This is a genomic window from Bradyrhizobium valentinum, assembly GCF_001440405.1.
Taxonomy (GTDB): domain Bacteria; phylum Pseudomonadota; class Alphaproteobacteria; order Rhizobiales; family Xanthobacteraceae; genus Bradyrhizobium; species Bradyrhizobium valentinum.
In genome coordinates this window covers 167,022-191,706 of record NZ_LLXX01000118.1, presented here as the reverse complement: position 1 = coordinate 191,706, position 24,685 = coordinate 167,022, and the positions used below count along the sequence as shown (strand labels likewise).

Below are 24,685 nucleotides of genomic sequence, written 5' to 3'. Positions count from 1 at the left end.
CCCAGTCTGAGGGTGGTGTCGAACCCGGCGTAAACCGTGTCCTTGCCGTCTCCGGCTGAGAACAAAACCGTGGAGCCGCGGTTGGCGAAGATCGTGTCATCTCCCGTGCCGCCAGACGCGACGGAGCCGTTATCGACCCTAAGCGTGTCGTTGCCCGAACCACCGTCGACGAAGCCCTCGCTTGATGCGGAGATCCGGTCATCGCCTTCGCCACCGCTCGCGCGGCTATTGGACCATACGCTGATCACATCGTTGCCGGCGCCGCCGTCGACCTGACTTTCGGACCACGCATCGATGGAATCGTTGCCGTTGCCGCCAAGGACGACGGTATTGGACCAGGCTCGTATCGTGTCGTCGCCATCGTCGCCGTGCGCGGCGCTGTCCGACCAGACATCAATCTGGTCGCTTCCAGCCCCGCCGTAGACGGCGGATTCGGACCAGGCCCGGATCGCGTCGTCGCCGGCGCCGCCGTCCACCACGCTGCCCGACCAGACATCGACCGTGTCGTTGCCGTCACCGCCATCGACAAGGCTCTTGCTCCACCCTGAAAGCCTGTCATGGCCGTCGGTTCCACTGACGTGGGTCATGCCGAGTTCCTGAAGACGGAGCAGGAACGCCTGCACGACCGGGGAGAGGCCGATGCTGCTTGTCGTCTTCTCCGCTGCGGGATCGATGGCAGGCGCGTTCGTGGCGACCGTATTCTGCTCTACGGTCGGACTGGACCAGGGGAATCGAGGCGGTGACGGCGGTTGAAGTATCCTCAGCGTCAAATCCCAAGAGCCCGGGCTTCCGATCTGCATGACTATTTACTCCCTTCTGGATATACAACCTCTGGTATTGTCCGGTATTTTCTGCCCGAGAAGAATTAATGAGGTGTCAAAGCAAAACTGACATGTTGTGAGCGTGGTCAATCTGCCGCAGGCGATGTGAGGATGATGACACCTCCAGATTGCAGATCGAGAGCGTGGGGGTGAATTAGCCCAACGGTCCGCGAAGCGCGGCCCGATGACAGGCTGTAATCCACCGTATCATCATCGAGTCGTGTTCGTGATGGCGGGTTGCGCTTTCGCTAAACCGCCCGACGACGCCGGCAGCGGGTCACTGCCCGTAAAGCCGTTCATCCCACCACACCGGCTCGGGCAGGGTGTGCTCGATTCCCTTGGCATCGGGGTGGGCCGGGTTGATCAGAAAATTGCGCTCCAGCCGCGCCGGGAGTGAGGGGACGATCAAGAGCGCCGAACGCTTCTCCTCGTACCATTGCTGGCCGAAGGTCTTGCAGATCGTCTCGTTTCGAAAATCCCAGCCGGGATGCGCCGCGGTCTGGAAAATCTCATACGAGATGCCGTTTGGAATCGTGATCTCGATGAAGTGCTGATTGGCGGGCATCACCAGATTGGCGTGGACAAGCTTCTCGAGCATGGCGGTGGAATAGTGCTCGGATGCGTAGATCATCGGGCTCGTGTGCGTATTCCACCGGCCCGGATAGAGCCGCGCGCCCTCGGCATCATACACCGCGTAGGCGCCGTCCGGGTCCCCGATGCGATAGCATCTCAGAACGCGATCGCTCTTCTGCACGTTCAGACGCCGCCGCTATACGCCGCGCGACCCATCAGGTTGATCACAGCATCGGCGCCGGGGCCGGTCGCCAAGGCTACTTCGAGCGGAGCCTTGTCGTCCAGCATCGGGTGCGGCCGCTCGAGAAAAGCACGGACCTTGGCTTCGTCACGGAAGACATCGATTCCGAAGGCGAACACCTTGGCGACGCGAGCGAGGCGGTCGCTTTCCTCGATCGTCAAAAGCTGCTTCTGCTTGCGCCGGCGTTCGAGCGTCGGCTTGGGCACGACCCTATAGGTGAAGCGGCGGACATCGTTCGGGCTGACACGGCCCGCGAATTTGTCCAGCGCCGAGACCGGCAGGCCCTTCTCGACGGAGTAGGCCAGCGTGAGCGTCGTCTCGGTCTTCTTCGGTTTGACGCCGAGAAGTTCGGCGGCGGTTGCAGCCTGGTAGCTCATTTGGCCTCCGGTCAAGTGAGGCAAATATATGCCTCATATGAGGTCTGGTCAAGGGTCGCGAACCCTCGTTCGCAAGCAAGAGTAGGGAACGCCTTGCTGCTTCACCCATCCATCGCAAAAAAGTGAGGCGGCATGGTCGTCGGTCTGTAGCTTTTGACCCATCCCGTTCGTCTTGCACCCAAAGACAGACAAAGTGGAGACCAGGAATGTCCAATTCTCACTATCGCTGGGTCATTGTCGCGGCCGGGGGCCTGCTCGGCTGCGTCGCGATCGGGGGCATGTTTTCGCTGCCGGTGTTTTTGCAGCCGATCGCGCGGGATACCGGCTGGTCGGTCACGGGCATATCCAGCGCCATGACCATCGGCTTTCTCGCCATGGCCTTCACCAGCATGATCTGGGGCACCTTGTCGGACCGGCTGGGGCCGTTGCCGGTGGTGTTGACGGGCTCGGTCGTGCTGGCGGTGAGCCTGGGGCTGGCGAGCCTGGCGACATCCTTGGTCATCTTCCAGTTCATCTTCGGGCTGCTGGTCGGCGGCGCTACGGCCGCGATCTTCGCGCCGATGATGGCTTGCGTCACCGGCTGGTTCGATACCCATCGCAGCCTCGCCGTGTCGCTGGTCTCGGCGGGCATGGGCATGGCGCCGATGACCATGTCGCCGCTCGCCGCCTGGCTGGTCTCGAACCATGACTGGCGGACCTCGATGCAGATCGTGGCGCTCGTCGTGGCCGCGATCATGATTCCGGTCTCGCTCCTGGTGCGCCGCGCGCCCGCGCTGGAGAGCGTGGCTGCCGCACCGTCGAATGCGTCGGCGGAACCGGACATGACGCTTGCGCAGGCGCTGCGCTCGCCGCAATTCATCATCCTGTTGCTGACGAATTTCTTCTGCTGCGCCACGCATTCGGGCCCGATCATCCATACCGTGAGCTACGCCATCAGTTGCGGCATTCCGATGATCGCCGCCGTTACCATCTACAGCGTGGAAGGCCTCGCCGGGATGGGCGGCCGCATCGCTTTCGGCCTGCTCGGCGATCGCTTCGGCGCCAAGCGTGTGCTCGTGTTCGGCTTGCTGGCGCAGGCGTTCGGCGCACTCGGTTATGTCTTCGTGCGCGACCTCGCCGCGTTCTATGCAATCGCAGCGCTGTTCGGCTTCATCTATGCCGGCACCATGCCGCTCTACGCCGTTCTGGTGCGCGAAAACTTTCCGCTGCGGATGATGGGCACCGTGATCGGCGGCACCGCCATGGCCGGTAGCCTCGGCATGGCGACGGGGCCGCTCGCCGGCGGTTTGATCTACGACACGTTCGCCAGCTACGCCTGGCTCTATATCGGTTCGTGGATCATGGGGATCGGCGCGTTCCTGATCATACTGACGTTCCGGCCGATGCCCGTGGCGCGGGCCGCTGCGCCGGTGCCCGCGTGAGTCTCCCTGTCATTCCGGGGCTCGCGGAGCGAGAACCCGGAATCCATTTCTCGGCAGAGAATGCGGCCTAATAGGTTCTCTGATGTGCAATTGCACATCAGAGTTCGATGCTTCGCATCACCCGGAATGAACGGGATGTTTCTTGCAATCTCAGCCTCGTGAGAGCTTCTCGAAACGTTTGATCAACCGCTCGCGCTTCAGGCGGGAGAGTCGCTGAATCCAGAACAGGCCATTGAGCTGATCGATCTCGTGCTGGTGGCAAACGGCGCGCAGTCCATCGGATTCTTCGGTGTGTGAGAGGCCGTCGATGTCGTGATAGCTGATCCGAACGCGCGCATGACGCCGCACTTCGTCATTAACCCCCGGCATCGAGACGCTGCCTTCCTGATGCACGATCATTTCGGGCGAGGCCCAAATGATTTCGGGATTGACGTAGGTCCGTGCACCCTCGATGGGATCGAGGTCGAGCACGACGACTCGTAAGGAAACGCCGATATGCGGTGCGGTGATCCCGATGCCGGGCGCGGCGTGCATCGTCTCGAGCAGATCGCTGGCCAGCTCGCGCAGCGCGTCGTCAAACACCGTTACTGGCAACGCTGCGAGCGCAAGCCGAGGGTCGGGATATCGGACAATCGGACGGATGGTCATGATTGGTTGTTGCGCAACGGAACCAAGATTCAGACTATCACGCTTCACGCATACGCAATCCAGCCGCGCCAGGTAAAGGCGGCGTAGAACAATTCCACATCCCGGAATCCGGCCTCCCGCAGAATTTGTGCGTCCTGCTCCGGACTGACCAGGGGCAAGCGCGCCTCGATCGCCGCACGCGCAGTGTTGGCCTGGTTCGGATCGGCGCCGGAGTCGATCGCATAGGCGGCATAGCGCGATAGCCATCGCGCACGCTGGCTATCCTGCTGCGGAAAACTGGAATGGGCAGCCACGAACGGCGCTCCGGGTCTGAGACGGCGATGGATTTCCCTGGCCGTCCGTCGCCGTTCGTCGACATCCAGGAAATGCAGTGTGAGCAGACAGGTGGCGGCATCGAACGGCCCATCGGGCGCATCGTCGATATAGCCCTGTTGCAACTGCACGCGCGCATTGAATGGCCCCAGCATCTGCTCGGCCAGCTTCAGCATCGCGGAGGCCGGATCGACGCCAACGAACCTCCAGTGCGGCTCTGCCTCCGCCAACGCCTTCAACTCCAGGCCGCCACCCGCGCCGAGCACCAGCACCCGCGCGTCTTGCGCGGCCTGCTCCGCCAGCAGGATACGGGTCATGCGGTGGAGGTCCGCAAAGCCGGGCACGAAGCGCGGCGGTCCATCCGCATATCGCGAGACCGCCTCGGGATCGGAGAAGTGGTCCAGCATGGCTTTGGCCGCTGCGTCATGATGCATGAGCGATCTCCAGGCGGTGGCGGTTGCGCCGGTCGCCGAGGCGCTTCTGAAAATCGGCGCTCAACATTGCAAGCGTCACATCCTTAAGACGCGAGAACAACAGCGCCTCCGCCTCGTCGAACGCCCGGTCGAGCGCGGCATTCACGGCCTGCTCGACAAGACAGCCGGGGGCTTCTGTTCTGTTTCCCATGGCGAACAGCGAAGGTTGGCCGAGCGCCTGATAGACATCGCACAGCGATATCGTCGCGAGGTCGCAGGCGAGGGTCCACCCGCCGCCATGGCCTTTCTCCGATCGCACATAGCCCTGATCGCGCAGTCCGGACATGATCCGCCGGATCACCACGGGATTGGTATTCATGGCCCGTGCGAGCACGTCGGAAGTCACCGGCTCCTTCCGCTCGGCCATGTGCAGCAGCACATGGAGCACGCCTGAAAGTCTACTATCTCGTTTCATGTAACTATTGATATTGCATGATGTGCGGCAGGTCAAGCCGCCGCTGTCATTCGGGGCTCGCGAAGCGAGAACCCTGATGTGCAATTGCACATCCCACGCACGCTGCACTCACTTCCGCCTTGCGGGGAGGCTTAGGGAGAGGGGTAAGCGGCAACGGCGGTGCGCGTGGCTTACCCCTCTCCCTAACCCTCCCCGCAAGGGGAGAGGGAACGCACCATCCCAAGATGGAGAGAGACGATTGCTCCAGTTTTGCGAGGGGCGTCCGCGACGCCCGTCCCGGATGACGCAAAGCTCGGGCGCTTCGTGCCGCGAGAACGCAGACCCATATCCGGAGTCTTGAGGCGAACCATTTTCGCACTGTCGGGTTTTAAGATTGGATCGATCACAACGGGGCTCTCCCGCAGAAGGCAGCGATGGATCTTGTCACACAGCAGATGAAAGGCGGCCGCTTGATGCTTCGAAAAAATGGCACCGTCATCATCGCCGCGTTGTCGAATTGAGCCAGCAATGTTTGAGAATTTCACATCCCTAGAGATCGAAACCGGAGCGACGCAGATATTCGCGCGTCGCGCGGGATCCGGACCGCCGGTTCTTCTGCTGCACGGCTTTCCCGAGACGCATGCGATGTGGCGGGAGATCGCCCCGCGTCTCGCCGCGACCAACACGGTGGTCTGCGCCGACCTGCGCGGCTATGGGCGAAGCGGCTGTCCCGCGAGCACAGCCGACCATGCGCCTTATTCAAAACGGGCGCTCGCGGCGGATATGCTGGCGCTGATGGACCAGCTCGGCTTTGCGAGCTTCGCGGTTGTAGGCCATGACAGGGGAGGCCGGGTCGCGCAGCGCATGGCGCTGGACGCGCCCGGCAAGGTCGATGCGCTGGCCGTCCTTGATGTCATCCCCGTTTCCGAGGTGTGGGACCACGCCGATGATCGGCTTGCGCTTGCGTTCTGGCCGTGGTCGCTGTTGGCGCAGCCGTCGCCGCTTCCGGAAACCATCCTCATCCGTTGCGGCGACGCGATTGTCGCGGACGCGGCGGCAAACTGGGGTTCCGGGAACGCATTCGCGGCGGAGTTGCAGCGAGAATATGCTGACATGTTGCATGACGCCGCGCACGCGCACGCCATTTGCGAAGAATACCGTGCAGCCGCCTCGATCGATCGTGATCACGACCGGCTGGACCAGGAAGCCGGACGGAAAATCGCCTGTCCCACACTTGCGCTGTGGAGCGCGGCCGGCCCGCTCTCGAAATGGTACGAAAGCGAGGGAGGGCCGCTGGCAATCTGGCGGCGCTGGTCTGCGGATGTGAGAGGACGGCCGGTCGAAGGCGGTCATTTCTTTCCGGAAGAAAGACCGAAGGAGACGACCGAGGCGCTGTCCACATTCCTACGCAAGCCAAACGGCTGAGGGCCGCTAGCGATGTCGTTCATGGCTTACGGCGTGAACAGCAAGACGGCGGGGCGACGATCGGAGTGGAGGACGGGGCTGCACGTCCGGCAGCCCCGGTTCATCCCTGTTTCACTGGGAAGCCTTGTCGACATGCTGCCCGACGAACGACGCGAGCGGCTGGCCGGTCTCGACGATATAGGTCGACAGCATCCGTCCCGTCTCCGGACCGATGTCGCGCGCATTATGCGGTGTCCGCGGCGGGATGAGGAAACCATCGCCGGCGCGCAGGATGACGGTGGGACGTCCCTCGACCTTCATCTCGACTTCGCCCGCGATGATGTAGCCGACCTCTTCGCCGGGATGGACGTGCCATCCGGACTCGACGCCTGCGGGAATCTCCGTCTCCACCTGCACGATCTCGCGGCCGGGTATCGACGAGGGGGCACGCTGGATCACGCGCCGGGTGAGCTTGCCGGCAAGATCGTCGCGCGGCCGTTCGGATGCCGTCACGCTCTTGTCGCCGGCGGCACCCGCCGCGGCGTCATGGGCCAGTGCCGTTCCAGTCGAAAGCGTCATGGCCAGCGCGAGCGCGGGAAGCGAAATGAATGAGAGGCTCTTGGATAGCGTACGCATGGTGAATCTCCTGTGTTGGGCTGCGCCGGTCACCGGCGGCGGGCGAGCCGCCGATGCCGGGATCGCTTCGCCTGGTCATGCGGCCTGCTGCTGGCCGCTCTGTTCGCGGACGATGTATTCGGCGTACCAGTCCGGCCAGTTCACATCGTGCTGGCCGCCGTTGCGCTTCTCGTACTCGCCATGGGCGGCGGCCGCACGGCGCAGCGCGCTTGCGAGATCGGCCGACGAGTTGAACGAGGTGCCGTCAGCGTCGATGCGGCCGGGCAATCGCGCGGTGACTTCCTGCAGCAGCCAGCCATTACCGTCGGGATCGCTGAACGAGGCATACGAACGGTAGCTGCCGCGTTCCGGATCCGGGCCGCTCAGCCGGACCCGCCCGAACAGATAGGGCTCGTCGGAGCCAACATGCACGTCGCCGCCGGCGTGAAACGCTTCACTGATCGCAACGCCACGGCCGAGCAATTCGTTACGGGCGGCCTCGATGTCGGAGACGATCAGGTACAGGCCCTGCGCGGAGCCGGGCGCCGCGGAGGTGACGTTCTTGCCGAAGATCACCGAGGCGTTGGAGCCGGGCGGGGTGAACTGGATCACGCGATAGTCGTCAGGGCCGGCGAAATCGGCGTCGAGCCGCCAGCCGAGCTTGGCGTAGAATTGCTTCGCGCGTTCGACGTCGGAAACGGGGATGACGACGATTTCGAGTTTCAGGTCGACGGCCGTCGCTTTCGAGGTCTGGTTTGCAGTGGTGGTGGTCATGGCGCTCTCCTTAGATCGTGTGCGATATATTCGTGTGCGCGCTATAAATACCTCGGCGGCCCGACTGTCAACCCTTCCGATTTAATCGGATACGATATATATGGATGCGAGACTTCACATGTTCGTGTCGGAAAGGACGACCCATGAGACCGAATGACGGTCCCAAGTCCGGTTCAAGTACCGGTTCCAGGGACAATTCCAGAGACAATTCAAAGGGCAGCCAGAAGCCAAGGTCGCCGGCAGGCGAGCGGCGGCTTGGCGACTTCCTGTGCTTCGCGATCTACTCGGCCAACCTCGCCTTCGGGCGAGCCTACAAAAAGGGCCTCGATGAACTCGGCCTGACTTACCCGCAATGGATCGCGATCGTGGCGCTGTGGGAGCAGGATGGGCAGACGGTGAGCGAGCTTGGCGACAAGATGTTCCTTGAATCCAACACGCTGACGCCGATCCTGAAGAAGCTGGAACAGATGGGCTATCTGCGCCGCCAGCGCGATCCCGCGGACGAGCGGCAGGTGCGCATCAACCTCACCGAGGCTGGCCGCCGGTTGCGCGAAAAGGGCATGCACATGAATCTGGTGGCGTCGACCGGACTGAAGCCCGACGAATTCGTACGGCTGCAGGAAAACGTCGTCACGCTCCGTGACAATCTGATCAAGGCGACGGCGGAGGAAGCGTGACGATGCGCGCAATCGACGCTTCGACACGATCGGGCTCCGGCAGCACGTGAAGGTGAGGTTACGATGAGTGAGGCATCACACCAAGGCGCGCTTGCCGGACGTATCGCCGTTGTGGCGGGCGCGACGCGCGGCGCCGGCCGCGGCATTGCTACTGCGCTCGGAGAGGCAGGCGCGACGGTGATCTGCACGGGACGCAGCAGCGCTCGTGCAGATGCATCGACGCGGTCGGACTATGATCGGCCTGAGACGATCGAAGAGACGGCGGAGCTTGTCTGCAGTCTAGGCGGTGTCGGCGTTCCGATCGCTGTCGACCACCTCGAACCGGCGCAGGTGGCGGCGCTCGCCGACCGTCTGCGCGTCGACTATGGCCGCATCGATGTGCTGGTGAACGATATCTGGGGCGCCGAACGGCTCAAGGGCGGGCCGGCCGAATGGAATACGCCGATCTGGAAGCTCGACCTGAAGAAAGGCTTGCGGATTCTGCGGCTCGGCATCGAGACGCATCTGGTGACGTCGCACTATCTGTTGCCGCTGCTAGTCGCGCAGCCCGGCGGCCTATTGGTGGAAGTCACCGACGGTACCGCCGACCACAACGCGCAGCACTACCGGATCTCGGTATTCTACGACCTCGTCAAGCAGAGCGTAAACCGTCTCGCCTTCTCGCAAGGCCACGAACTCGCGCCGCACGGGGCGACGGCGGTTGCGATCACGCCCGGCTGGCTGCGTTCGGAGATGATGCTGGAGAATTTCGGCGTCACCGAAACGAATTGGCGCGAGGCGCTGACGGAGAGGGGAGGCGACCGGCACCGGGCGCCGCCGGACTTCGCGCTGTCGGAATCGCCGCGCTATGTCGGCCGCGCTGTCGTCGCGCTTGCCGCCGATCCTGATCGCGGCAAATGGAATCAGAAGTCGGTCAGCTCCGGCGAACTCGCGCGCCACTATAGCTTTACGGATACCGACGGCTCGCGGCCCGACATCTGGCGCTACACGGCCGAGGTCCGCGAGGGCGGCAAGGTGGCGGACCTGGCTGACTACCGTTAGCGTGATCGTACAATTAGGAATGAAAGCAGTCTGATGTCTGTCCGCGACGCAAACCATCCGCTCGATTATCCGATCTGGACCGCGCTGACGACCACGCAGCAGGCGCTGGCCGAAGGCGATACCCGCGCGCGGCGCTTTCCGACAGAGATCACGCCGTTCGCCGCGACGGCGGACATGTCGCCCGAAAACTTCGCAGCACGTGGCGCGCTGATGTCGCCGCAGGACATTGCCGTGCTGTTCACGCCGGATGCCGTGAAGCCGCCTTCCGAATTCAAGATCGTGCTCGCGGATACTGGCGAGCAGATGATCGGAACGCCGGTTGAAACGCCAGCCAACGGCGTCGATATCGTGACCCTCGGTGTCGACGACGTTCCAGCGATGATCGAATTGACCGCGCTCACCAAGCCGGGTCCGTTCAGCGCACGGACCCATGAACTCGGCATTTTTCTCGGCATCCGCGTCGACGGGCAGCTCGTGGCGATGGCCGGCGAGCGGATGAAGCCTGCTGAATACACCGAGATCACCGCCGTCTGCGTGCATCCATCCCATCGCGGCCGCGGCTACGGGCAGATACTGCTATCCGCCATTTCCCGGCAGATCGTATCGCGCGGCGAGATTCCCTTCCTGCACGTCTTCACCAGCAATCACTCGGCCATCGCGCTCTACCGGCGGCAAGGGATGGAAATCCGGCGCCGTCTCCACGTGACGGTGCTGAAGAAACAGGATGGATAGCCCGGCGATGCGCGCCTTGACCGATATGATCCTTACGCATTGCGGGTGCCGTTCGGCCCCCGATCCGGCCCGGGATCCTGGCCAGCGGCCGCCTTGGTCAGCCTGTCGATATAATGAGCCCAACCCTTGGCATGGCTGGCTTGCACCGCCGCATTGGGCAGGCCGCTGTGGGTCATGCGCAGCAGCGTGCCACCATCGTGCTCAATCAGGTCGATCTCGATCAGGCTTGATCCCGGCGGCACTTCCTCGTTGCCGTCCCAGCCAAAACTGTAGGCGAGACGATGCACCGGCACGACCTCGCGAAACGCGCCGCGCGCAGTGGCGCTGCCAACGCCCTTCAAGAGGTACAGCCCGCCCGGATGCATCTCCGTCACGGCCTCGCTGCCCATCCACTGCACGATCTTCTCCGGGTCCGTCAGGAAAGCGAATACACTGGCGCGCGGCGCGGCGATCTGGGTCTCGCGTTGGACGACAAATGTTTCAGGCATCGAAAACCTCGCTGCTCGTTGTCATGACGGTGGCTGCAAGCATGTATATGCCTGCGCGGGGATTTACCAAGGGCTGATGATGGCAATGAGTAGTCCCAGCCGGCCGATGCAACTGAGTTCGACGCTGACATGGCTGGTCGATGCCGCCAGCGCTTCGCCGGGCGCGGACCGGTTCCTCGCCGAACTCGGCACACGCTTGATTGCGGATGATGTGCCGCTTGCCGGCGGCGCGCTGACGCTCGCCGTGCCGCATCCGCTCATCGCCCGCCGCACTTGGCTGTGGCGGGCGGAAAATGGCGAGGTGATCGAGGCGGTAGGATTTGCTCCGGCGGGATTCGCAAGCGCAGGAAATTCGTCAGGCGGTAGCGGCCGGAGCTGGTTGACCGGACTTTCGAGTGGTGCGGTGCATGAAGACACCGTTGGCCCGGGAGAAGGTCGGCCGGTGCTCGGCTGGATCGGGCCACGCCGGTTCACGGAAGCGGAAACAAACCGGCTGCGTGATGCCGCCCGCTTTGCCGCCTCGCCGCTCGCCGCACTCTCGGCGCGCGCAACACTCTCGGCCGCCCTCGAGGCCTATCTCGGCCGGCGCAGTGCGGCGCGCGTGCTGGCAGGGCCGCTGCGGCGCGAAGTCGGCGAGACCATTCGTGCGGTGTTGCTCTATGCCGATCTGCGCAGCTTCACCGCGCTGTCCGAGGCCGAGCCTCCGGCCGCCGTTATCGCCGCGCTTGGTGGCTGGTTCGATTGCATCGGCGGTGCCGTCCATGCCTTCGGCGGCGAGGTGTTGAAATTCATCGGCGACGGCGTGCTCGCCATCTTCCCGGTCAGCGACAAGCCGCGCGAAGCCTGCGACGCCGCGCTGCGCGCCGTTGCTTCCGCGAAATCCGGAATGGCGCATCTCGATACGACGCGGCGAGAGCAGGGGTTGCCGTCGCTGTCGTTCGGCGTGGCCCTGCATCTCGGCGAAATTCTATGGGGCAATGTCGGCGCGGCCGATCGGCTGGATTTCACCGCGATCGGGCCCGCGGTGAATCTCGCCAGCCGGCTGGAAGGCCTTTGCCGGCCGCTCGGGCGAACGGTCCTCATCTCCGGCGCGGTCGCTGCTGAAACAAGCGCAGCGCTGGTCCCCCTGGGAACGCACGCGTTGCGCGGTATCGCAACTCGCTGCGCCGTCTACACTTTGCCGGACGGCTAGGGCGGTCGGGGACCCATCACGAAAACGTTAAACCGATCGGTTGACTATTCGAGTTGCATGCCTATACTAAACCACATGGTTGAACATTCGGCACATCTCGACGCTGTTTTCCATGCCCTCGCGGACCCCACGCGCCGGGCGATGCTTGGACAATTGGCCGAACGCGAACTCACGATCGGGGAACTGGCGACCCCGTTCCACATGAGCTTCGCCGGCGCGTCGAAACATGTGCGGGTGCTGGAGAACGCCGGGCTTGTGACGCGCACGATCCGCGGCCGCACCCATCTGTGCCGCCTCGAGGCGGCGCGGCTTGCGGAAGCCGACGCGTGGCTCCGCCGTTACGAGCGGTTCTGGAACGCAAAGCTCGACTCGCTGGAAGCGCTGCTGCGTGCAGAAGACGAAGCGAAAGCAAAAAAGGTGAAGGAGTAGACAATGAATGCAACGACAAAGCCCGACGGCTATGGCGCGCTCATCGAGCCGACCACGCTTAGGATTCAGCGGCTTCTGCCCGGTCCGATCGAGCGGATCTGGGCCTATCTCACCGACAGCGACCTGCGCAGCAAGTGGCTGGCGGCGGGCGCGATGGAGATGAAGGTCGGCGCGCCCGTCGAGTTCGTCTGGCGCAACGACGAACTCAACGATCCCCCAAGCAAGCGGCCGGCGGATTTTCCCGAAGAGCACCGTATGCAGAGCCGGATCACCGAACTCGATCCGATGCGCAAGCTTTCCATCGCCTGGAACAACAGCGGCGACGTCACGTTCGAATTGGAGCCGAAGGGCACGGGAGTGCTGCTCACCGTGATCCATCGCCGTCTGCCCGATCGCTCGACCATGCTCAAGGTCAGCGCCGGCTGGCACATGCATCTCGATGTCCTGGTCGCCCGCGCCAACGACAAGGAACCGGCACCGTTCTGGGACGGCTGGGCCCGCCTGCAGCAGGAATACGATCGCCGGCTGCCGGCCTGAACGGGTCGGCGTCTGCGCAACAAGCGTCTCAACAAACAGGAGGTTAGCTATGCAGATTCATGCCGTCTCAGCGCAGGAATGGGAGGCCGCGCGGCAAAAGTTGCTCCTGAAGGAGAAGGAGCTAACTCACGCCCGTGACGCACTGGCCGCCGAGCGTCGGCGGATGCCGTGGGTGGCGGTCGAGAAGAAGTATGAGTTCGAAGGGCCTAAAGGCAAGGCGAGCTTGAGCGATCTGTTCGAAGGCCGCCGTCAACTGATCGTCTACCGCGCCTTCTACGAGCCCGGCGTATTCGGCTGGCCGGAACACGCCTGCCGTGGCTGCTCCATGGTGGCCGACCAGGTCGCCCATCTCGCCCATCTGAACGCACGCGACACCACGCTCGTGTTCGCATCGCGCGCGCCGCAGGCGGACATCGCGCGCCTCAAGGCGCGCATGGGATGGGAGATGATCCCCTGGTACACCATCACGGACAGCTTCGATGCCGACTTCGACGTTGGCGAATGGCACGGCACCAACGTGTTCTTCCGCGACGGCGACAAAATTTACCGGACCTACTTCATCAACAACCGCGGCGACGAGCAGATGGGGAGCACCTGGAACTACCTCGACATCACGCCGCTCGGACGCCAGGAGGAGTGGGAGGATTCTCCCGAAGGCTATCCGCAGACGCCGACTTACAAGTGGTGGAATTGGCACGACAGCTACGTCCCAGGCGCCGCGCCCGACAAGAGGTGGGTCGAGGTGTCGGACGCCGGAGAGGCCGCATTCCGGAACAAGCAGGCGAGCGGGAAGCCATGAGCCAAGGCTGTTCCGGCGGCGGCGCTCCCCGCCGGAACGCCGCGGCGCGCAGGGTAGCCAATGGGCTCTATCTCGCGGCCGCGCCGACCTTCGCGACAATGGCGATACTGACGGGCGCGTTCGGCGGCGGATCGGCGGATGCGTTGTGTTCGACCGCGAGTGCGTCACCTCTCGGTGGAATGGTCCCGATGTACTTGTTGATGAGCGCGTTCCATTTGGCACCGTGGCTGAAGCTGATTTCCAGCCGCTCGCGGACGTCGCAGATCGGCATAAGCCGAGTGTGAGACGCACGGCAGCGCATTCGAATGGGTCGTGGTTCACCCGTGTTGTTTTATCGAAGGAGAAAAAACTTGAGCGAGGCCTATACCGGTGGATGCGCCTGCGGCGCGATCCGATATGAAATCACCGCCGAACCGATCGAGATGAACGACTGCCAGTGCCGCCAGTGCCAGCGCAAGAGCGGCACCGGCCACGGCTCCTATTTGACGTTTCCGCGACCGGCCGTGAGGGCCGAGGGCGAAGCGAAACATTGGGACATGGTCGGTGACGGCGGAACGATCAAGTCCCGCGCCTTCTGCCCAACATGCGGCTCACCGGTCTATCTGACATTCCCTGGTATTCCCGAGATCTTCATCGTCCACGCGGGGAGCCTCGACGATCCCGGCCGATACAAGCCGCAAAGGGTCCTCTGGACGGCCGCCGGCCATGCCTGGGACCGTCTTGATCCATCCGCGCAAAAATTCGACAAAATGCCGCCGAGGTGAGAGGTGGTAGGTGTGAGATGGTTGGGATCGCTCGCGTACGGAGAAGTCGTGCGATCCTGCCATCCGTTGCTGATGCGGAGGCGCCGCTGCTCCAACCGGGTAGCTCTTAGCGCCTCGCTTCCGCGCAACGGGACACGCTTCGACAGAAGCGAGCACAAATATTCAACATGGATGGACTTGTCGTCGGGCAGCGCCACGCCAATGTATGCGCGATGTCGGAAGTCAGGTTGATTCAATCGATCGAGCGCGCAGCCGCGATCCTCGAAATCATTGCACAAGAAGGCGGCGCCGCACGGCTGCAGCACATTGCCGCGCAGGCAAAGCTCGGCAAGACGACCGCGCACAATCTTCTGAAGACGCTGGACGAGCTTGGCTACGTGCACCGCCGCGCCGGAGATGCGCGCTATCATCTCGGCGGCCGCATTCTCAATCTGGCGCGGATCGCCGGAGACGATGGCGCGCTTCGCAGCCGCTTGCGGCCAGCGCTCGAGTCCGTCGCAAAGCGCACCGGAGAGATGGTCTATCTCGCCGTGCCGAGTGGTGATGAGGTCTATTACCTCGACGCGATCGAATCAGCCCACGCATTGACGGCGGGCGCCTGCCCCATTGGCGTGCGCGAGCCCCTGGAGGGATCGGCGGTTGGCCTCGTGTTCCTCGCCTTCATGCCCGGGCTCGGCAAACGCGTCCTGGCCAACCGTGCCAACGCGCTCAGCCCGCACATCCTATCCGAGATCAAGACGGTGGCCACGCGCGGCTTCGCGCTCGATCTCGAGAATTACCAGCCGGGCCTCCACTGCGTTGCCATTCCCTGGCGTGAGGCCGGCGAGGTACGTGCCAGCATCGGGCTGAGCGGGCCATCGGCGCGCTTGCCGCCGCAGGCGTTGACGGACATAGCCTGGATGATGATGAAGGAGGTCGAGCGCGCCTGAGTTCAGCATTGCTGAACATATGACGTTTCCGGAGGTTGATCGTTCGCGCTTGTGATTTTGCCCACCATGTTGAAGCCATCGCGCCACCTGCGCGTCCCGAGCCTCAACAGGAGCAACGTCTTTGAGCAACGTCCTTATCGTTCATGCGCATCCAGAACCGAGATCCCTCACCAGCGCCCTGAAGGATCTGGCGGTCGAAACTCTCTCCGCGCAGGGACACACGGTACAGATCTCCGATCTCTATGCAGCCAACTGGAAGGCGGTCGCCGATCGCGCCGATTTTCTCGAGCAAACGCAACCGGACCGCCTCAGCTACGTCGCGGAGTCGCGCCACGCGTTCGCCACAGGCACCCAATCGCCCGACGTTGAGGCCGAACAGCGGAAGCTCTTGCGGGCTGACGCCGTTCTCCTGAGTTTTCCGATGTGGTGGTTCGGCATGCCGGCCATCCTGAAGGGCTGGGTCGATCGCGTCTTCGCTTACGGTTTTGCCTACGGCGTCGGAACCCATGGCGGCGAAAGATGGGGCGACCGCTACGGCGAAGGCACCTTGAGCGGACGTCGTGCGATGCTGTCCGTCACGATCGGCGGACGCGCGCCGCACTATGGCGAGCGCGGCGTGAATGGCCATCTCGACGACCTGCTGTGGCCGATCCAGCACGGCATGCTCTTCTATCCGGGCATACAAGTCCTGCCGCCCTTCGCCGTCTATCAGAGCGACAGGCTGTCCGAGGCCGAATGGCCCGCCGTCGCCGAAGCCTATCGGCGCCGCATCACGGGAATCTTCAGCGACCGGCCGATCGCGTACCGCACCCAGAATGGCGGACATTATGACGGCCAGCAGGTCTTGAAACCTGGTCTGGGCGCAGGCGAGACCGGCACGCGCATCCACCTCGTCCAGCCGGGCGATCCGAAGGAGGTTCTCTATGGTTCGGATCGTGCGGCCGCCGCTACGCGCGAAATAGAAGCTTGTTCGGGCTCATGACAGCGCGACGGACGGCGCAAGGCTCGTATGCTGCGCCGTTGGGCGTTTGACTTGACGTCGCGGCTGCGAGCGACGATGGAGAGAGCAGGCCCTCGCCGATCGATAACTTTCCCACGCCAACGACAAGAGGAAGCCGCGGCACGTGTGCGCTGTATCACCGAAATGGGCATGGGCGTCGACGTTCACGGACGCGATGCCACCAAGGCTGCCAAGCGCGCCGTATCGGACGCCATCCGCCACTCCAGCCTCGGCTTCTTCCGGATGCTGGGGAATGCTCGGGACTCTTCTTCAGACGGGCGATACTCGTTCGAAAAGGTGCTGGTAGCGAAGCACCAAACCCAGATCATCCACCTCGAGGTCCGCCTCAAAGCCCGCGGAGACTCCGAGGTCCACGTAGCGTACCCGGTTCGGGCCGATGCGGTCGTACCTTTGACGGGAACGCTGCACCGTCATAGCCGCCCCGTCCACGAAGCAGGTGTCGAGCGTGTAACTCTCTCCTGCGCCGTCAGGCATTCGACGGATCGGGAACGTATTGCAAAAAGGAGTGACCGAGAGGTCCGGTTCCTCCGCGCCGTCGAGGTCAGTACGTCGTCGGCCATTGACACACCAGCCGCCGTCCGTTCGCTCGAGGTTGAGATGGGTTCGCCCGGTCGGTCCCCATCGCTCGACGTCCAGCGATTGAGCTCGCCAGTCGGGCGTCAGCCTCCACCTATGGTCGAGCCGAAAGCCACGGTCCTCAACGCAGATCACGGTAGATTCCGCCACCACGGCGTCAGCGGAAATGCTGAGTTTCAGACGCTCCAAGCCGGTCACGTCGGTGCGTCGCCAGAACAGGATTTCGGGCTCACCCTGCATGTGCTTCCTCGAATTGAATCCAACCCCGGCGGAGAACGCTGGTCGCCACCGTTCGGTTCCTGCCGTCATTTCATCCTGGCGCTGATAGACGCAGACCAGAGCCGGCAGATGAGTACTCGCTCGCATTAATCGCGGACGACTGATACGTATGTAAATCCACTCAACGATGGCAGGAAACACCATGGCACGCGTGCGCTGTATCACCGAAATGGGCATGGGCGTCGACGTTCACGGACGCGATGCCACCAAGGCTGCCAAGCGCGCCATCCGCCACTCCAGCCTCGGCTTCTTCCGGATGCTGGGGAAGACCGCCAACGACATGTTCGTCGATGTCATGGTCGCCGTGCCCAATCCCGAGGCGGTCGACACGGCGGCGGTGGCGAAAGAGCTGCCTTACGGCACCAAGACGGTCACCGCGGTGAAGGGCGGGCTGGAAATTCCGGCCGAGCATGGCAACGATTCCATCCTGATCGCCAATGCTGCCGTGATTGTGAGCTTTGACGATGGCAAGCCCGGCTAGACTCCGTTTCTGACGTCGTTCAAGCTGCCGGCTCTGTCCCGCATGCGGCGATGAAGTCCGCAATGGGCAAAAAGGGGGAGTGCCACCGTGAAGCGCCTTGCAAAATCCCTTATCGCCTCTGCCGCGTTGTGCGTCGCCGCTCTCTCACCGGCCTGTGCGGAAATGGACGTCGCGCGCCTCAAGGCCGCGATCGAGACTTCGTTCGAGGCCGACTATCCAAGACTCGACGTGCTCTACAAGGAGCTGCACGCTCACCCGGAACTTGCCTTTGAGGAGGTGAAGACGGCCGCACGGCTTGCCACGGAGATGCGTACGCTCGGTTTTGAGGTGACCGAGAAGGTCGGTAAGACCGGGCTGGTCGCCATCTACAAGAACGGCGAGGGGCCCACCATCATGGTGCGCACCGAGCTCGACGCGTTGCCGATGGAGGAGAAGACCGGCCTCGATTATGCCAGCCGCGCCAAGACAGTCTGGAACGGCCGGGAGACATTCGTGGCCCATAGCTGCGGCCACGACATCCATATGGCGAACTGGGTCGGGACGGCAAAGACGCTCATCGGCCTGAAGGACCAGTGGCGCGGCACGCTAATGTTCATCGCGCAACCGGCCGAAGAAATCGTGCAGGGCGCCAGGGCCATGCTGGCCGACGGCCTGTTCACGCGATTCAAGAAACCCGATTTCGCCTTTGCCCTGCATGCCGGCGGCTTCCCCTACGGCAGTATCAGCTATCGCGTCGGCGTCGGCTCATCCCATGTCGACGGCCTCTACATCAAATTCCGCGGCCGCGGCGGTCACGGCGCGATGCCGCAGCGGACGATCGATCCCGTCATGATGGCGGCGCGCTTTATCGTTGACGTGCAAACCGTGATCAGCCGCGAAAAGGACCCGACCGAATTCGGCATCGTGAGTATCGGTGCGGTCCATTCCGGCACCGTCGGCAATATCATTCCCGACGATGCGTCGGTGCTGGGTACGATCCGCAGCTTCAAGCCGGAGGTGCGCGCCAAAATGCTGGCGGGGATCGAACGGACGGCGAAGGCGGTGGCCGCGATGTCGGATGCACCCGCGCCGGACATCAGGCTCGAAGAGGGCACCAAGGCCGTCATCAACGATCCGGCTGTGGTCGCGACCGCCGAGAAGACGCTGAAGGCTGCGTTTGGCGAGAAGCTGAGGCTGACACCGGCGAATACGACGAGCGAGGATTTTTCCGAATTCGCCGGAGCCGGCGTGCCGTCGATGATGTTCAATATCGGCGTCTACGATGTGGAGAAGTGGGTGGCGGCCAACAAGAGCGGAACGCCCTTGGCGGGCAATCATTCGCCGCAATTCGCGCCGGTGCCGAAGCCGACGCTACAGACCGGCATTACGGCCATGACGCTCGCCGTGCTCAGCGCATTCGATCAGCACGCAAGAGGGAAATGACCGGACTATGGTCGAGGACAGCAGCACTTATTGGAAGAACGCTCGCGTCGAGTTGCGTGCTGCCGGCTTCGAGCCGGACCGCGCGGCGAAGACAAGCGCGGTGGTGACGATCGCGAGCGCCTACACCAACGCCCATCGCTGCAACAATCGCGTACGCGCCATCACCGATCTCCTGGTGGAAATCCTGGCCGAGCACGGCGGGCAGGGCCTGATCGTCGGCGCGCCGGCGGTGTCGGATGCCCTGACGCAGGGAACGCCGACAGCGGGCTATAGTCTCGTATCCCGCGATGTTGTCGCCGACTGCTTTGAGATCGGCCACTACGCCCATCATGGCGATGCCATGATCGTGATTTCCGGCTGCGACAAGACCGGCGCCGCCGCGCTGATGCCGCTGGCGCGCACCAATGCCTTCGGGCTCGTGCTCTATCCCGGCACCAGCACGCCGGGCCGCGTTTCGTTCGGGGCATGGGCCGACAAGGGCAACAACCTCACGGTCATGGATTACGCCGAAGCGCGCGCCGCCAATGAATCAGGCCGATTGTCCGGCGAGGAGCTGTTGGAGGTCGAGCGCAATGTCATGCCCGGCAGCGGCACTTGCGGCGCGATGTTCACGGCCAACACCATGAGCACGATCGCGGAATCAATCGGCATGATGCTGCCACGCGGCGCTTCGCATCCAGCCGATTACGACGCCGGCAGCGACATTCATGCCGACGTCCGCGCGCAGGCGCGCGCCTCGGTCGATGCCTTGTACCGGCTGATGTTAGCCGGCATCCGGCCGCGCGACATCATGACCGAGCGCGCGTTTGAGAATGCGATCACGACCGTCTATGCGATGGGCGGCTCGACCAACATGTATCTGCATTTGCTCGCGGTCGCGCGCGAGGCGCAGGTGCCGATCACGATCGAGCGCATCCAGAAGGTCGGCGAACGGATCCCGCTACTGGCCAACCTGCAACCGCACGGCCCGTTCGCGATGGGCAGCCTGCATGCGATCGGCGGCGGGCCCGTTGTCATGAAAGAACTGCTGCGCGCAGGTCTTTTGCACGGCGATGTCATGACAGTGACCGGCAAGACGCTGGCGGAAAATCTCGCCGATGTGCCGAAGCTGGAGCAGATGCCGCCGCAGGAGATCGTCTTCCCGGTGTCGAAACCGATCGCGCCGGCAGACAATCACATCAGCGTTCTCAAAGGCAATCTGGCGCCGGAAAGCTGCCTGCTCAAACTGTCGGGCAAGACGCTGGAGAAGGGCCAGTTTCGCGGCACCGCGCGCGTGTTCGAATCCGAGGCCGATACGATGGCCGCGATCCGCGCCGGCGAGATCATGGCGGGCAACGTCATCGTGGTGCGCAATGTCGGCCCGGTTGGCGGCCCCGGCATGCCCGAAATGGTGATGCTGACGATCCAGTTGCAGGGGCGGGGTCTTGGCGAAGACGTCGCGCTGATCACCGACGGCCGTTTTTCCGGCGTCTCGCACGGCATCTTGATCGGCCACGTCTCGCCAGAAGCCGCGCGCGGCGGCCCGATCGCCGCGGTGCGCGACGGCGACACCATTGTCATCGATCCCGGCGCCCGCACCGTGAACCTCGAAGTGCCAGCCGAAGAGATCGCCCGCCGCATGGCCGACTGGCGCGCACCGCCTTCATTGTCGGCGGTGCGGCCGGGATCGGTGCACGACAAGTACATCCGGCTGGTATCCTCGGCGCACCATGGGTGTGTGTTGTGAGATTGCAGGAATCTGCGAAAACGGCAGTTGCATTCTAGCCTTGCGATGACCTTAAGTTCATGATTTGTTCTAGTCCATCATGGACAAGTTTGCAAGCAGTAGTAGTGCCCGGATTTTCCTCGCAGCTGTTCCCGACGCGGCCACAGCAGAGCGAATTCACCGGCTGGCCAGCGTGCTCAAACGCGCTCACAAATTCGATGGCAAACTCATCGCGCCAGAGCGTCTGCACATTTCATTGTTTTCTCTCAACGGTTTGCCGGATCGGCAGCTTCGCTCCGCATGCGAGGCCGCGACGGAATTGCGAGCCGAGCCGTTCGAGGTTTCGTTCGACCGCACCGTGAGTTTTAGGGGCAGGCCGGGCAATCGGCCGCTTGTCCTGATCGGAGAAAATGGGTTGCGCCGGCTGGAAGCATTTCGGCAGATGCTCGGCGCTGCACTGACGCGAAGAGGGGTGAGGCGGGCGGCGAGCACGAATTTTACGCCGCACGTCACGCTCTTGTACGACGCGCGCAGTGTCGATGAGCATCCGATTCAGCCAATCTTCTGGACAGTGACGGAGTTCGTGCTCATCCACAGCATGAAGGGCCACGATTATCTTGCACGTTGGCCTTTGCGGGAATGACCGGAAATTGGCACGAGAAGATCGGAAGTGATCGGCGACACTATCTTGGCACAGCGAGCCGCTCAGTCATCTCGTCGATGGAGTTGAACAGATAGGTTGGTCCCGCCGCCTGCAATGCGGTGGGAAGGGCATAGCCCCAGGTCACGGCGCCCGAATCCATTTCGGCGACTTTCGCAGCTTCGATATCGCGGATCTCGTCGCCAATGCAGATCGTCTGTGAAGGCTTCGCGCCAAGCGTTCGTGCGACCCGTCGAAATTTTCGGTGCTTGCCGAACACCGCGGCGCCACAGTCGAAGCGGGTGATCAGGGCAGTGCTGGGCCCAAGCACCTGGCGGACGGATGCTTCGCCGTCGGAACTGACGATGGCGGTCTTGATCCCTAAGCGCTGCAATTCGGTCAGCATGGCCGGAATGCCAGAGAACAGCGATATTTCGCTCGCCGCGGCGAGCTTGCGCTTTCTCATGTCGCTGACGATGGCCGGCAGTTGCCACGTGGATACGTTGAGCCGCGCCATGATCTCGCGGGCGGTCAGGCCGCGTAGCCCCTCCATTTCCTCAGCGGGCACGGGCGTAAGATTGAACCGCGCGACCATGTCGTGAAAGGACGAGCGAAACCAGGGAAGCGAATCGGCCAGTGTGCCGTCGAAATCGAAGATGGCGAGGCGATAGCGCGTCGTGGGCAGGCCTGTCATGGGCAATTTCAGCGCGTCACTTGTCGTCGCCGCCGAAATACGCCGGCCTGCCCGTAGTCCAGGTCTCGCCCCAGAGCTGGCCGCCGCCATCGACCGTCAGCGTTTCGCCGGTCACGAATTTCGCGGACGGTCCGGCAAGGAAAACACTGGCTTCCGCGACGTCCCAGGGCGAGCCGACGCGCATCATCGGGTTCGAGCGCGGGTAGGCGGCGCGCGCTTCCGGCGTGTAGACGTTCCAGCCTTCGGTTTCGATCGCGCCGGGCGCTATGCAGTTGACCCGTATGTTCAAGGGCGCCCATTCGACCGCGACGGCGCGCGAGAGCCCGATCACACCGCTGCGCGCGGCAATGGTGTGGGCGATGCCATAGAGGCCGTGTGTCGTGACAACCACGATGTTGACGATGCTGCCGGGATGCTTGTGGTCGCGCCAGCGCTGCGCGGCCGCCTGCATCATGTACCAGGTGCCGTTCAGGTTGGTGTTGATGACGGCGTTCCAGCCCTTCACGGAAAAATCGATTGCAGCTTGCGGAAACTGCCCGCCGGCGCTGTTGATGAGGCTGTCGACGCGGCCGTCTGCAGCCCAGATCGTATCGAACAGGGCGTTGACCGCATCGGGCTCCCTGATGTCGGCAATATGCGCGGAGGCCTTGAGGCCGCGGCCCGCCAATTGGGCCACAAGCGCATCGAGCTTGCCTCCGTCGCGCCCGACCACGGCGACATGCGCGCCCAGCCGCGCGAACAGCCAGGCGATCGCCCGCCCGATCCCGCCGGCGCCGCCCGTTACAACGACGACCTGATCCTTGAGTGCATCGGCCGCGAACATGGTCGGATGAGCCGCAAGCTCCTCATCGGTGAGGCCGAGTTTGGCCAGAGACGGTTGATCGGTCATGAACGTCGCGGACCTTGTTATATGCGGCATCGGCCGTACATTAGCCGCGCAACAATAACCATGCAAAACGAGTTTCGATGCCCGATCTCTCCGCCTTCCCGATCACCAAACGCTGGCCCGCCAAACACCCCGACCGCCTTCAGCTCTATTCGCTGCCGACGCCGAACGGCGTCAAGGTCTCGATCATGCTCGAAGAGATCGGATTGCCTTACGAGGTGCATCTGGTCGACTTCAGCAAGGACGACCAGAAGACGCCGGAATTGCTGTCTCTTAATCCGAACGGCAAAATTCCAGCCATCCTCGATCCGGGCGGGCCCGGCGGCAAGCCGCTGCCGCTATTCGAGTCAGGAGCGATCCTGCAATATCTTGCGGACAAGACCGGCAAGCTTCTGCCAGCCGATCCAACGCGGCGATACCAGACTATCCAGTGGCTGCACTTTCAGATGGGCGGGATCGGGCCGATGTTCGGCCAGGTCGGCTTCTTCCACAAATTCGCCGGCAAGGAGTTTGCCGACAAGCGGCCGCTCGAGCGCTATGTGGCCGAATCGAAACGCCTGCTCGATGTGGTCGAGACGCAGCTTGCCGGACGGCAATGGATCATGGACGATGAATACACCATCGCTGACATTTCCATGCTCGGCTGGGTACGCAACCTGATCGGCTTCTACGGTGCGCGCGATCTCGTTGCGTTCGATACGCTGAAGCAGGTGCCGGCATGGCTGAAACGCGGGCTGGCCCGGCCGGCGGTGCAGCGCGGGCTCGATATTCCGAAGCGTCCTTAGGCGGCGCGCTCGAGCATTTCGTAGACGAGGGGATTGTCGGCGCAGGCGCCGAAGCCGCACTCCAGCAGCGTTGTCACCACGTTCGCGACCGTCAGCATGATTACAAGCCACACGGCGATTTGCGCAAAAATGCCGCCGGTGGCCGGCAGTACGGCGCCGTCATCCTCGAACTGGCGGTCGAACAGCATCACGGCGGCAATCAGAATGATCGCGGCAATGAAGCCGATCAAAGCCCAGGTATAGTAATGGTAACCGAGCAGGGCCGAACCATAACCGGCGTCGCCGGGCAGGATGTGCAATAACACCTGCCGGGTCGATGCGGCGGCGCCTGCAACCGCTGCCAGCAGCGACATCGCATAATGACTGGGGCGCGGCCCGAAGCGGATATTGAGGATCGGCCCGACGGCCAGCGCCGCGAACAGGATGCGCTGCAGGAGACAGAGCGGGCAGGGCAGTTCATGAACGATGAACTGTGCCGCATAGGCTGCCGCCAGCACCAGCGCCACCGCATACAGGCTGAGTGCATTCAGCGTAATGGCGCGCGCTTGCGTCATG

Annotated in this window: 31 protein-coding genes and 1 pseudogene; 18 read left to right on the top strand and 14 right to left on the bottom strand. The window is 63.3% G+C overall.

All coding sequences use genetic code 11. The annotated features are described in order from the left end of the window. The 3 genes from CP49_RS18005 to CP49_RS17995 form a co-directional block, all read right to left on the bottom strand. The coding region (locus tag CP49_RS18005; RefSeq protein WP_420807622.1) for a calcium-binding protein at positions 1–800 on the bottom strand (800 nt) is incomplete at its 3' end. A 298-nt stretch (positions 801–1,098) separates the two neighbouring features. Further along, a complete protein-coding gene (locus CP49_RS18000; protein WP_057851528.1) occupies positions 1,099–1,581 on the bottom strand; it encodes an RES family NAD+ phosphorylase in 483 nt (160 codons plus the stop codon). Next, positions 1,578–2,012, bottom strand: a complete 435-nt coding sequence (locus CP49_RS17995; RefSeq protein WP_057851527.1) for an antitoxin Xre-like helix-turn-helix domain-containing protein — start codon at positions 2,010–2,012, stop codon at positions 1,578–1,580. The genes CP49_RS18000 and CP49_RS17995 overlap by 4 nt, the downstream gene beginning before the upstream one ends. 206 nt (positions 2,013–2,218) lie before the next feature. Here CP49_RS17995 and CP49_RS17990 point away from each other — a divergent pair, with 206 nt between their 5' ends. Continuing rightward, positions 2,219–3,433 (top strand): MFS transporter, encoded by a 1,215-nt coding sequence (locus tag CP49_RS17990; protein ID WP_057851526.1) that lies wholly within the window; start codon positions 2,219–2,221, stop codon positions 3,431–3,433. Between the two features lie 150 nt (positions 3,434–3,583). Here CP49_RS17990 and CP49_RS17985 read toward each other — a convergent pair whose 3' ends face one another. The 3 genes from CP49_RS17985 to CP49_RS17975 are packed head-to-tail and all read right to left on the bottom strand — an operon-like array spanning position 3,584 to position 5,281. Next, positions 3,584–4,081 (bottom strand): peptide deformylase, encoded by a 498-nt coding sequence (locus CP49_RS17985; protein ID WP_057851525.1) that lies wholly within the window; start codon positions 4,079–4,081, stop codon positions 3,584–3,586. A gap of 44 nt (positions 4,082–4,125) precedes the next feature. Further along, on the bottom strand, positions 4,126–4,827 hold the full coding sequence (locus tag CP49_RS17980) for a class I SAM-dependent methyltransferase (RefSeq protein WP_057851524.1): 702 nt from the start codon (positions 4,825–4,827) through the stop codon (positions 4,126–4,128). Then, positions 4,817–5,281 carry an Rrf2 family transcriptional regulator gene (locus CP49_RS17975; protein ID WP_057851523.1) on the bottom strand — a complete coding sequence of 155 codons (465 nt, stop codon included), beginning with the start codon at positions 5,279–5,281 and terminating at the stop codon, positions 4,817–4,819. The genes CP49_RS17980 and CP49_RS17975 overlap by 11 nt, the downstream gene beginning before the upstream one ends. A 507-nt stretch (positions 5,282–5,788) precedes the next feature. On the opposite strand from CP49_RS17975, the gene CP49_RS17970 reads away from it, so the two are divergent. Continuing rightward, on the top strand, positions 5,789–6,685 hold the full coding sequence (locus tag CP49_RS17970; protein WP_057851522.1) for an alpha/beta fold hydrolase: 897 nt from the start codon (positions 5,789–5,791) through the stop codon (positions 6,683–6,685). A gap of 111 nt (positions 6,686–6,796) precedes the next feature. On the opposite strand, the gene CP49_RS17965 is transcribed toward CP49_RS17970, so the two are convergent. Together CP49_RS17965 and CP49_RS17960 are read right to left on the bottom strand one after the other, a co-directional pair. Beyond that, positions 6,797–7,300, bottom strand: coding sequence for a cupin domain-containing protein (locus CP49_RS17965; protein ID WP_063791713.1), 504 nt, complete (start codon positions 7,298–7,300; stop codon positions 6,797–6,799). A gap of 75 nt (positions 7,301–7,375) precedes the next feature. Continuing rightward, a complete protein-coding gene (locus tag CP49_RS17960) occupies positions 7,376–8,053 on the bottom strand; it encodes a VOC family protein (protein WP_082646080.1) in 678 nt (225 codons plus the stop codon). A 143-nt stretch (positions 8,054–8,196) separates the two neighbouring features. On the opposite strand from CP49_RS17960, the gene CP49_RS17955 reads away from it, so the two are divergent. The 3 genes from CP49_RS17955 (at position 8,197) to CP49_RS17945 (ending at position 10,503) form a co-directional block, all read left to right on the top strand. Next, positions 8,197–8,730: a MarR family winged helix-turn-helix transcriptional regulator gene (locus tag CP49_RS17955; protein ID WP_082646079.1), complete on the top strand. Its 534-nt coding sequence runs from the start codon at positions 8,197–8,199 to the stop codon at positions 8,728–8,730. A gap of 63 nt (positions 8,731–8,793) precedes the next feature. Further along, positions 8,794–9,771: an SDR family oxidoreductase gene (locus tag CP49_RS17950; RefSeq protein WP_057851520.1), complete on the top strand. Its 978-nt coding sequence runs from the start codon at positions 8,794–8,796 to the stop codon at positions 9,769–9,771. Positions 9,772–9,804: 33 nt separating this feature from the next. After that, positions 9,805–10,503: a GNAT family N-acetyltransferase gene (locus tag CP49_RS17945; protein ID WP_057851519.1), complete on the top strand. Its 699-nt coding sequence runs from the start codon at positions 9,805–9,807 to the stop codon at positions 10,501–10,503. A gap of 32 nt (positions 10,504–10,535) precedes the next feature. On the opposite strand, the gene CP49_RS17940 is transcribed toward CP49_RS17945, so the two are convergent. Beyond that, positions 10,536–10,991, bottom strand: a complete 456-nt coding sequence (locus tag CP49_RS17940; protein WP_057851518.1) for an SRPBCC family protein — start codon at positions 10,989–10,991, stop codon at positions 10,536–10,538. A 106-nt stretch (positions 10,992–11,097) separates the two neighbouring features. Between CP49_RS17940 and CP49_RS17935 the strand changes: the two genes are divergently transcribed. The 4 genes from CP49_RS17935 to CP49_RS17920 all read left to right on the top strand — a co-directional run bounded on the left by CP49_RS17935 (position 11,098) and on the right by CP49_RS17920 (position 13,948). Further along, positions 11,098–12,183 (top strand): adenylate/guanylate cyclase domain-containing protein, encoded by a 1,086-nt coding sequence (locus tag CP49_RS17935; protein ID WP_057851517.1) that lies wholly within the window; start codon positions 11,098–11,100, stop codon positions 12,181–12,183. A gap of 75 nt (positions 12,184–12,258) precedes the next feature. Next, positions 12,259–12,612 carry an ArsR/SmtB family transcription factor gene (locus CP49_RS44755; RefSeq protein ID WP_197423149.1) on the top strand — a complete coding sequence of 118 codons (354 nt, stop codon included), beginning with the start codon at positions 12,259–12,261 and terminating at the stop codon, positions 12,610–12,612. Between the two features lie 3 nt (positions 12,613–12,615). Next, entirely contained in the window at positions 12,616–13,149 is a 534-nt protein-coding gene (locus CP49_RS44750; protein ID WP_057851516.1) for an SRPBCC family protein, read from the top strand. 49 nt (positions 13,150–13,198) lie between these two features. Beyond that, a complete protein-coding gene (locus CP49_RS17920) occupies positions 13,199–13,948 on the top strand; it encodes a DUF899 domain-containing protein (protein WP_057851515.1) in 750 nt (249 codons plus the stop codon). A gap of 67 nt (positions 13,949–14,015) precedes the next feature. On the opposite strand, the gene CP49_RS49295 is transcribed toward CP49_RS17920, so the two are convergent. Further along, a complete protein-coding gene (locus CP49_RS49295; protein WP_197423148.1) occupies positions 14,016–14,249 on the bottom strand; it encodes a hypothetical protein in 234 nt (77 codons plus the stop codon). Between the two features lie 49 nt (positions 14,250–14,298). On the opposite strand from CP49_RS49295, the gene CP49_RS17910 reads away from it, so the two are divergent. The 4 genes and pseudogenes from CP49_RS17910 to CP49_RS48665 form a co-directional block, all read left to right on the top strand. Further along, complete coding sequence (locus CP49_RS17910; protein ID WP_057851513.1) at positions 14,299–14,712, top strand: GFA family protein; 414 nt, start codon at positions 14,299–14,301, stop codon at positions 14,710–14,712. A gap of 167 nt (positions 14,713–14,879) precedes the next feature. Then, complete coding sequence (locus CP49_RS17905) at positions 14,880–15,641, top strand: IclR family transcriptional regulator (RefSeq protein ID WP_245310735.1); 762 nt, start codon at positions 14,880–14,882, stop codon at positions 15,639–15,641. Positions 15,642–15,762: 121 nt separating this feature from the next. After that, on the top strand, positions 15,763–16,623 hold the full coding sequence (locus CP49_RS17900; protein ID WP_057851512.1) for an NAD(P)H-dependent oxidoreductase: 861 nt from the start codon (positions 15,763–15,765) through the stop codon (positions 16,621–16,623). 102 nt (positions 16,624–16,725) lie between these two features. Next, positions 16,726–16,893: pseudogene (locus tag CP49_RS48665) on the top strand (Lin0512 family protein); the annotation flags it as partial. Between the two features lie 18 nt (positions 16,894–16,911). On the opposite strand, the gene CP49_RS17895 reads toward CP49_RS48665, so the two are convergent. Beyond that, positions 16,912–17,478 (bottom strand): putative glycolipid-binding domain-containing protein, encoded by a 567-nt coding sequence (locus CP49_RS17895; protein ID WP_057851511.1) that lies wholly within the window; start codon positions 17,476–17,478, stop codon positions 16,912–16,914. A gap of 181 nt (positions 17,479–17,659) precedes the next feature. Here CP49_RS17895 and CP49_RS17890 point away from each other — a divergent pair, with 181 nt between their 5' ends. The 4 genes from CP49_RS17890 to CP49_RS17875 all read left to right on the top strand — a co-directional run bounded on the left by CP49_RS17890 (position 17,660) and on the right by CP49_RS17875 (position 21,768). Continuing rightward, on the top strand, positions 17,660–17,998 hold the full coding sequence (locus CP49_RS17890) for a Lin0512 family protein (protein WP_057851510.1): 339 nt from the start codon (positions 17,660–17,662) through the stop codon (positions 17,996–17,998). Between the two features lie 87 nt (positions 17,999–18,085). Next, on the top strand, positions 18,086–19,420 hold the full coding sequence (locus tag CP49_RS17885; RefSeq protein ID WP_057851509.1) for an amidohydrolase: 1,335 nt from the start codon (positions 18,086–18,088) through the stop codon (positions 19,418–19,420). A 7-nt stretch (positions 19,421–19,427) separates the two neighbouring features. Further along, positions 19,428–21,146 (top strand): dihydroxy-acid dehydratase domain-containing protein, encoded by a 1,719-nt coding sequence (locus tag CP49_RS17880; protein WP_057851508.1) that lies wholly within the window; start codon positions 19,428–19,430, stop codon positions 21,144–21,146. Positions 21,147–21,225: 79 nt separating this feature from the next. After that, positions 21,226–21,768 carry a 2'-5' RNA ligase family protein gene (locus CP49_RS17875; protein ID WP_063791712.1) on the top strand — a complete coding sequence of 181 codons (543 nt, stop codon included), beginning with the start codon at positions 21,226–21,228 and terminating at the stop codon, positions 21,766–21,768. A 40-nt stretch (positions 21,769–21,808) separates the two neighbouring features. On the opposite strand, the gene CP49_RS17870 is transcribed toward CP49_RS17875, so the two are convergent. Beyond that, positions 21,809–22,459, bottom strand: a complete 651-nt coding sequence (locus CP49_RS17870; protein ID WP_057851506.1) for an HAD hydrolase-like protein — start codon at positions 22,457–22,459, stop codon at positions 21,809–21,811. Between the two features lie 16 nt (positions 22,460–22,475). Then, positions 22,476–23,348 (bottom strand): SDR family oxidoreductase, encoded by an 873-nt coding sequence (locus CP49_RS17865; RefSeq protein ID WP_057851505.1) that lies wholly within the window; start codon positions 23,346–23,348, stop codon positions 22,476–22,478. A 77-nt stretch (positions 23,349–23,425) separates the two neighbouring features. On the opposite strand from CP49_RS17865, the gene CP49_RS17860 reads away from it, so the two are divergent. Beyond that, positions 23,426–24,130, top strand: coding sequence for a glutathione S-transferase family protein (locus CP49_RS17860; RefSeq protein WP_057851504.1), 705 nt, complete (start codon positions 23,426–23,428; stop codon positions 24,128–24,130). Here CP49_RS17860 and CP49_RS17855 read toward each other — a convergent pair. Beyond that, entirely contained in the window at positions 24,127–24,684 is a 558-nt protein-coding gene (locus CP49_RS17855) for a disulfide bond formation protein B (RefSeq protein ID WP_057851503.1), read from the bottom strand. The genes CP49_RS17860 and CP49_RS17855 overlap by 4 nt on opposite strands. Position 24,685 lies beyond the last annotated feature (1 nt).

Coding starts and splice junctions, on each gene's coding strand:
- CP49_RS17995 (WP_057851527.1), bottom strand. CDS start 2,012: ATGAGCTACCAGGCTGCAACCGCCGCCGAACTTCTCGGCGTCAAACCG.
- CP49_RS17990 (WP_057851526.1), top strand. CDS start 2,219: ATGTCCAATTCTCACTATCGCTGGGTCATTGTCGCGGCCGGGGGCCTG.
- CP49_RS17985 (WP_057851525.1), bottom strand. CDS start 4,081: ATGACCATCCGTCCGATTGTCCGATATCCCGACCCTCGGCTTGCGCTC.
- CP49_RS17980 (WP_057851524.1), bottom strand. CDS start 4,827: ATGCATCATGACGCAGCGGCCAAAGCCATGCTGGACCACTTCTCCGAT.
- CP49_RS17975 (WP_057851523.1), bottom strand. CDS start 5,281: ATGAAACGAGATAGTAGACTTTCAGGCGTGCTCCATGTGCTGCTGCAC.
- CP49_RS17970 (WP_057851522.1), top strand. CDS start 5,789: ATGTTTGAGAATTTCACATCCCTAGAGATCGAAACCGGAGCGACGCAG.
- CP49_RS17965 (WP_063791713.1), bottom strand. CDS start 7,300: ATGCGTACGCTATCCAAGAGCCTCTCATTCATTTCGCTTCCCGCGCTC.
- CP49_RS17960 (WP_082646080.1), bottom strand. CDS start 8,053: ATGACCACCACCACTGCAAACCAGACCTCGAAAGCGACGGCCGTCGAC.
- CP49_RS17955 (WP_082646079.1), top strand. CDS start 8,197: ATGAGACCGAATGACGGTCCCAAGTCCGGTTCAAGTACCGGTTCCAGG.
- CP49_RS17950 (WP_057851520.1), top strand. CDS start 8,794: ATGAGTGAGGCATCACACCAAGGCGCGCTTGCCGGACGTATCGCCGTT.
- CP49_RS17945 (WP_057851519.1), top strand. CDS start 9,805: ATGTCTGTCCGCGACGCAAACCATCCGCTCGATTATCCGATCTGGACC.
- CP49_RS17940 (WP_057851518.1), bottom strand. CDS start 10,991: ATGCCTGAAACATTTGTCGTCCAACGCGAGACCCAGATCGCCGCGCCG.
- CP49_RS17935 (WP_057851517.1), top strand. CDS start 11,098: ATGCAACTGAGTTCGACGCTGACATGGCTGGTCGATGCCGCCAGCGCT.
- CP49_RS44755 (WP_197423149.1), top strand. CDS start 12,259: ATGGTTGAACATTCGGCACATCTCGACGCTGTTTTCCATGCCCTCGCG.
- CP49_RS44750 (WP_057851516.1), top strand. CDS start 12,616: ATGAATGCAACGACAAAGCCCGACGGCTATGGCGCGCTCATCGAGCCG.
- CP49_RS17920 (WP_057851515.1), top strand. CDS start 13,199: ATGCAGATTCATGCCGTCTCAGCGCAGGAATGGGAGGCCGCGCGGCAA.
- CP49_RS49295 (WP_197423148.1), bottom strand. CDS start 14,249: ATGCGCTGCCGTGCGTCTCACACTCGGCTTATGCCGATCTGCGACGTC.
- CP49_RS17905 (WP_245310735.1), top strand. CDS start 14,880: ATGGATGGACTTGTCGTCGGGCAGCGCCACGCCAATGTATGCGCGATG.
- CP49_RS17895 (WP_057851511.1), bottom strand. CDS start 17,478: ATGCAGGGTGAGCCCGAAATCCTGTTCTGGCGACGCACCGACGTGACC.
- CP49_RS17890 (WP_057851510.1), top strand. CDS start 17,660: ATGGCACGCGTGCGCTGTATCACCGAAATGGGCATGGGCGTCGACGTT.
- CP49_RS17880 (WP_057851508.1), top strand. CDS start 19,428: ATGGTCGAGGACAGCAGCACTTATTGGAAGAACGCTCGCGTCGAGTTG.
- CP49_RS17875 (WP_063791712.1), top strand. CDS start 21,226: ATGGACAAGTTTGCAAGCAGTAGTAGTGCCCGGATTTTCCTCGCAGCT.
- CP49_RS17870 (WP_057851506.1), bottom strand. CDS start 22,459: ATGACAGGCCTGCCCACGACGCGCTATCGCCTCGCCATCTTCGATTTC.
- CP49_RS17865 (WP_057851505.1), bottom strand. CDS start 23,348: ATGACCGATCAACCGTCTCTGGCCAAACTCGGCCTCACCGATGAGGAG.
- CP49_RS17860 (WP_057851504.1), top strand. CDS start 23,426: ATGCCCGATCTCTCCGCCTTCCCGATCACCAAACGCTGGCCCGCCAAA.
- CP49_RS17855 (WP_057851503.1), bottom strand. CDS start 24,684: ATGACGCAAGCGCGCGCCATTACGCTGAATGCACTCAGCCTGTATGCG.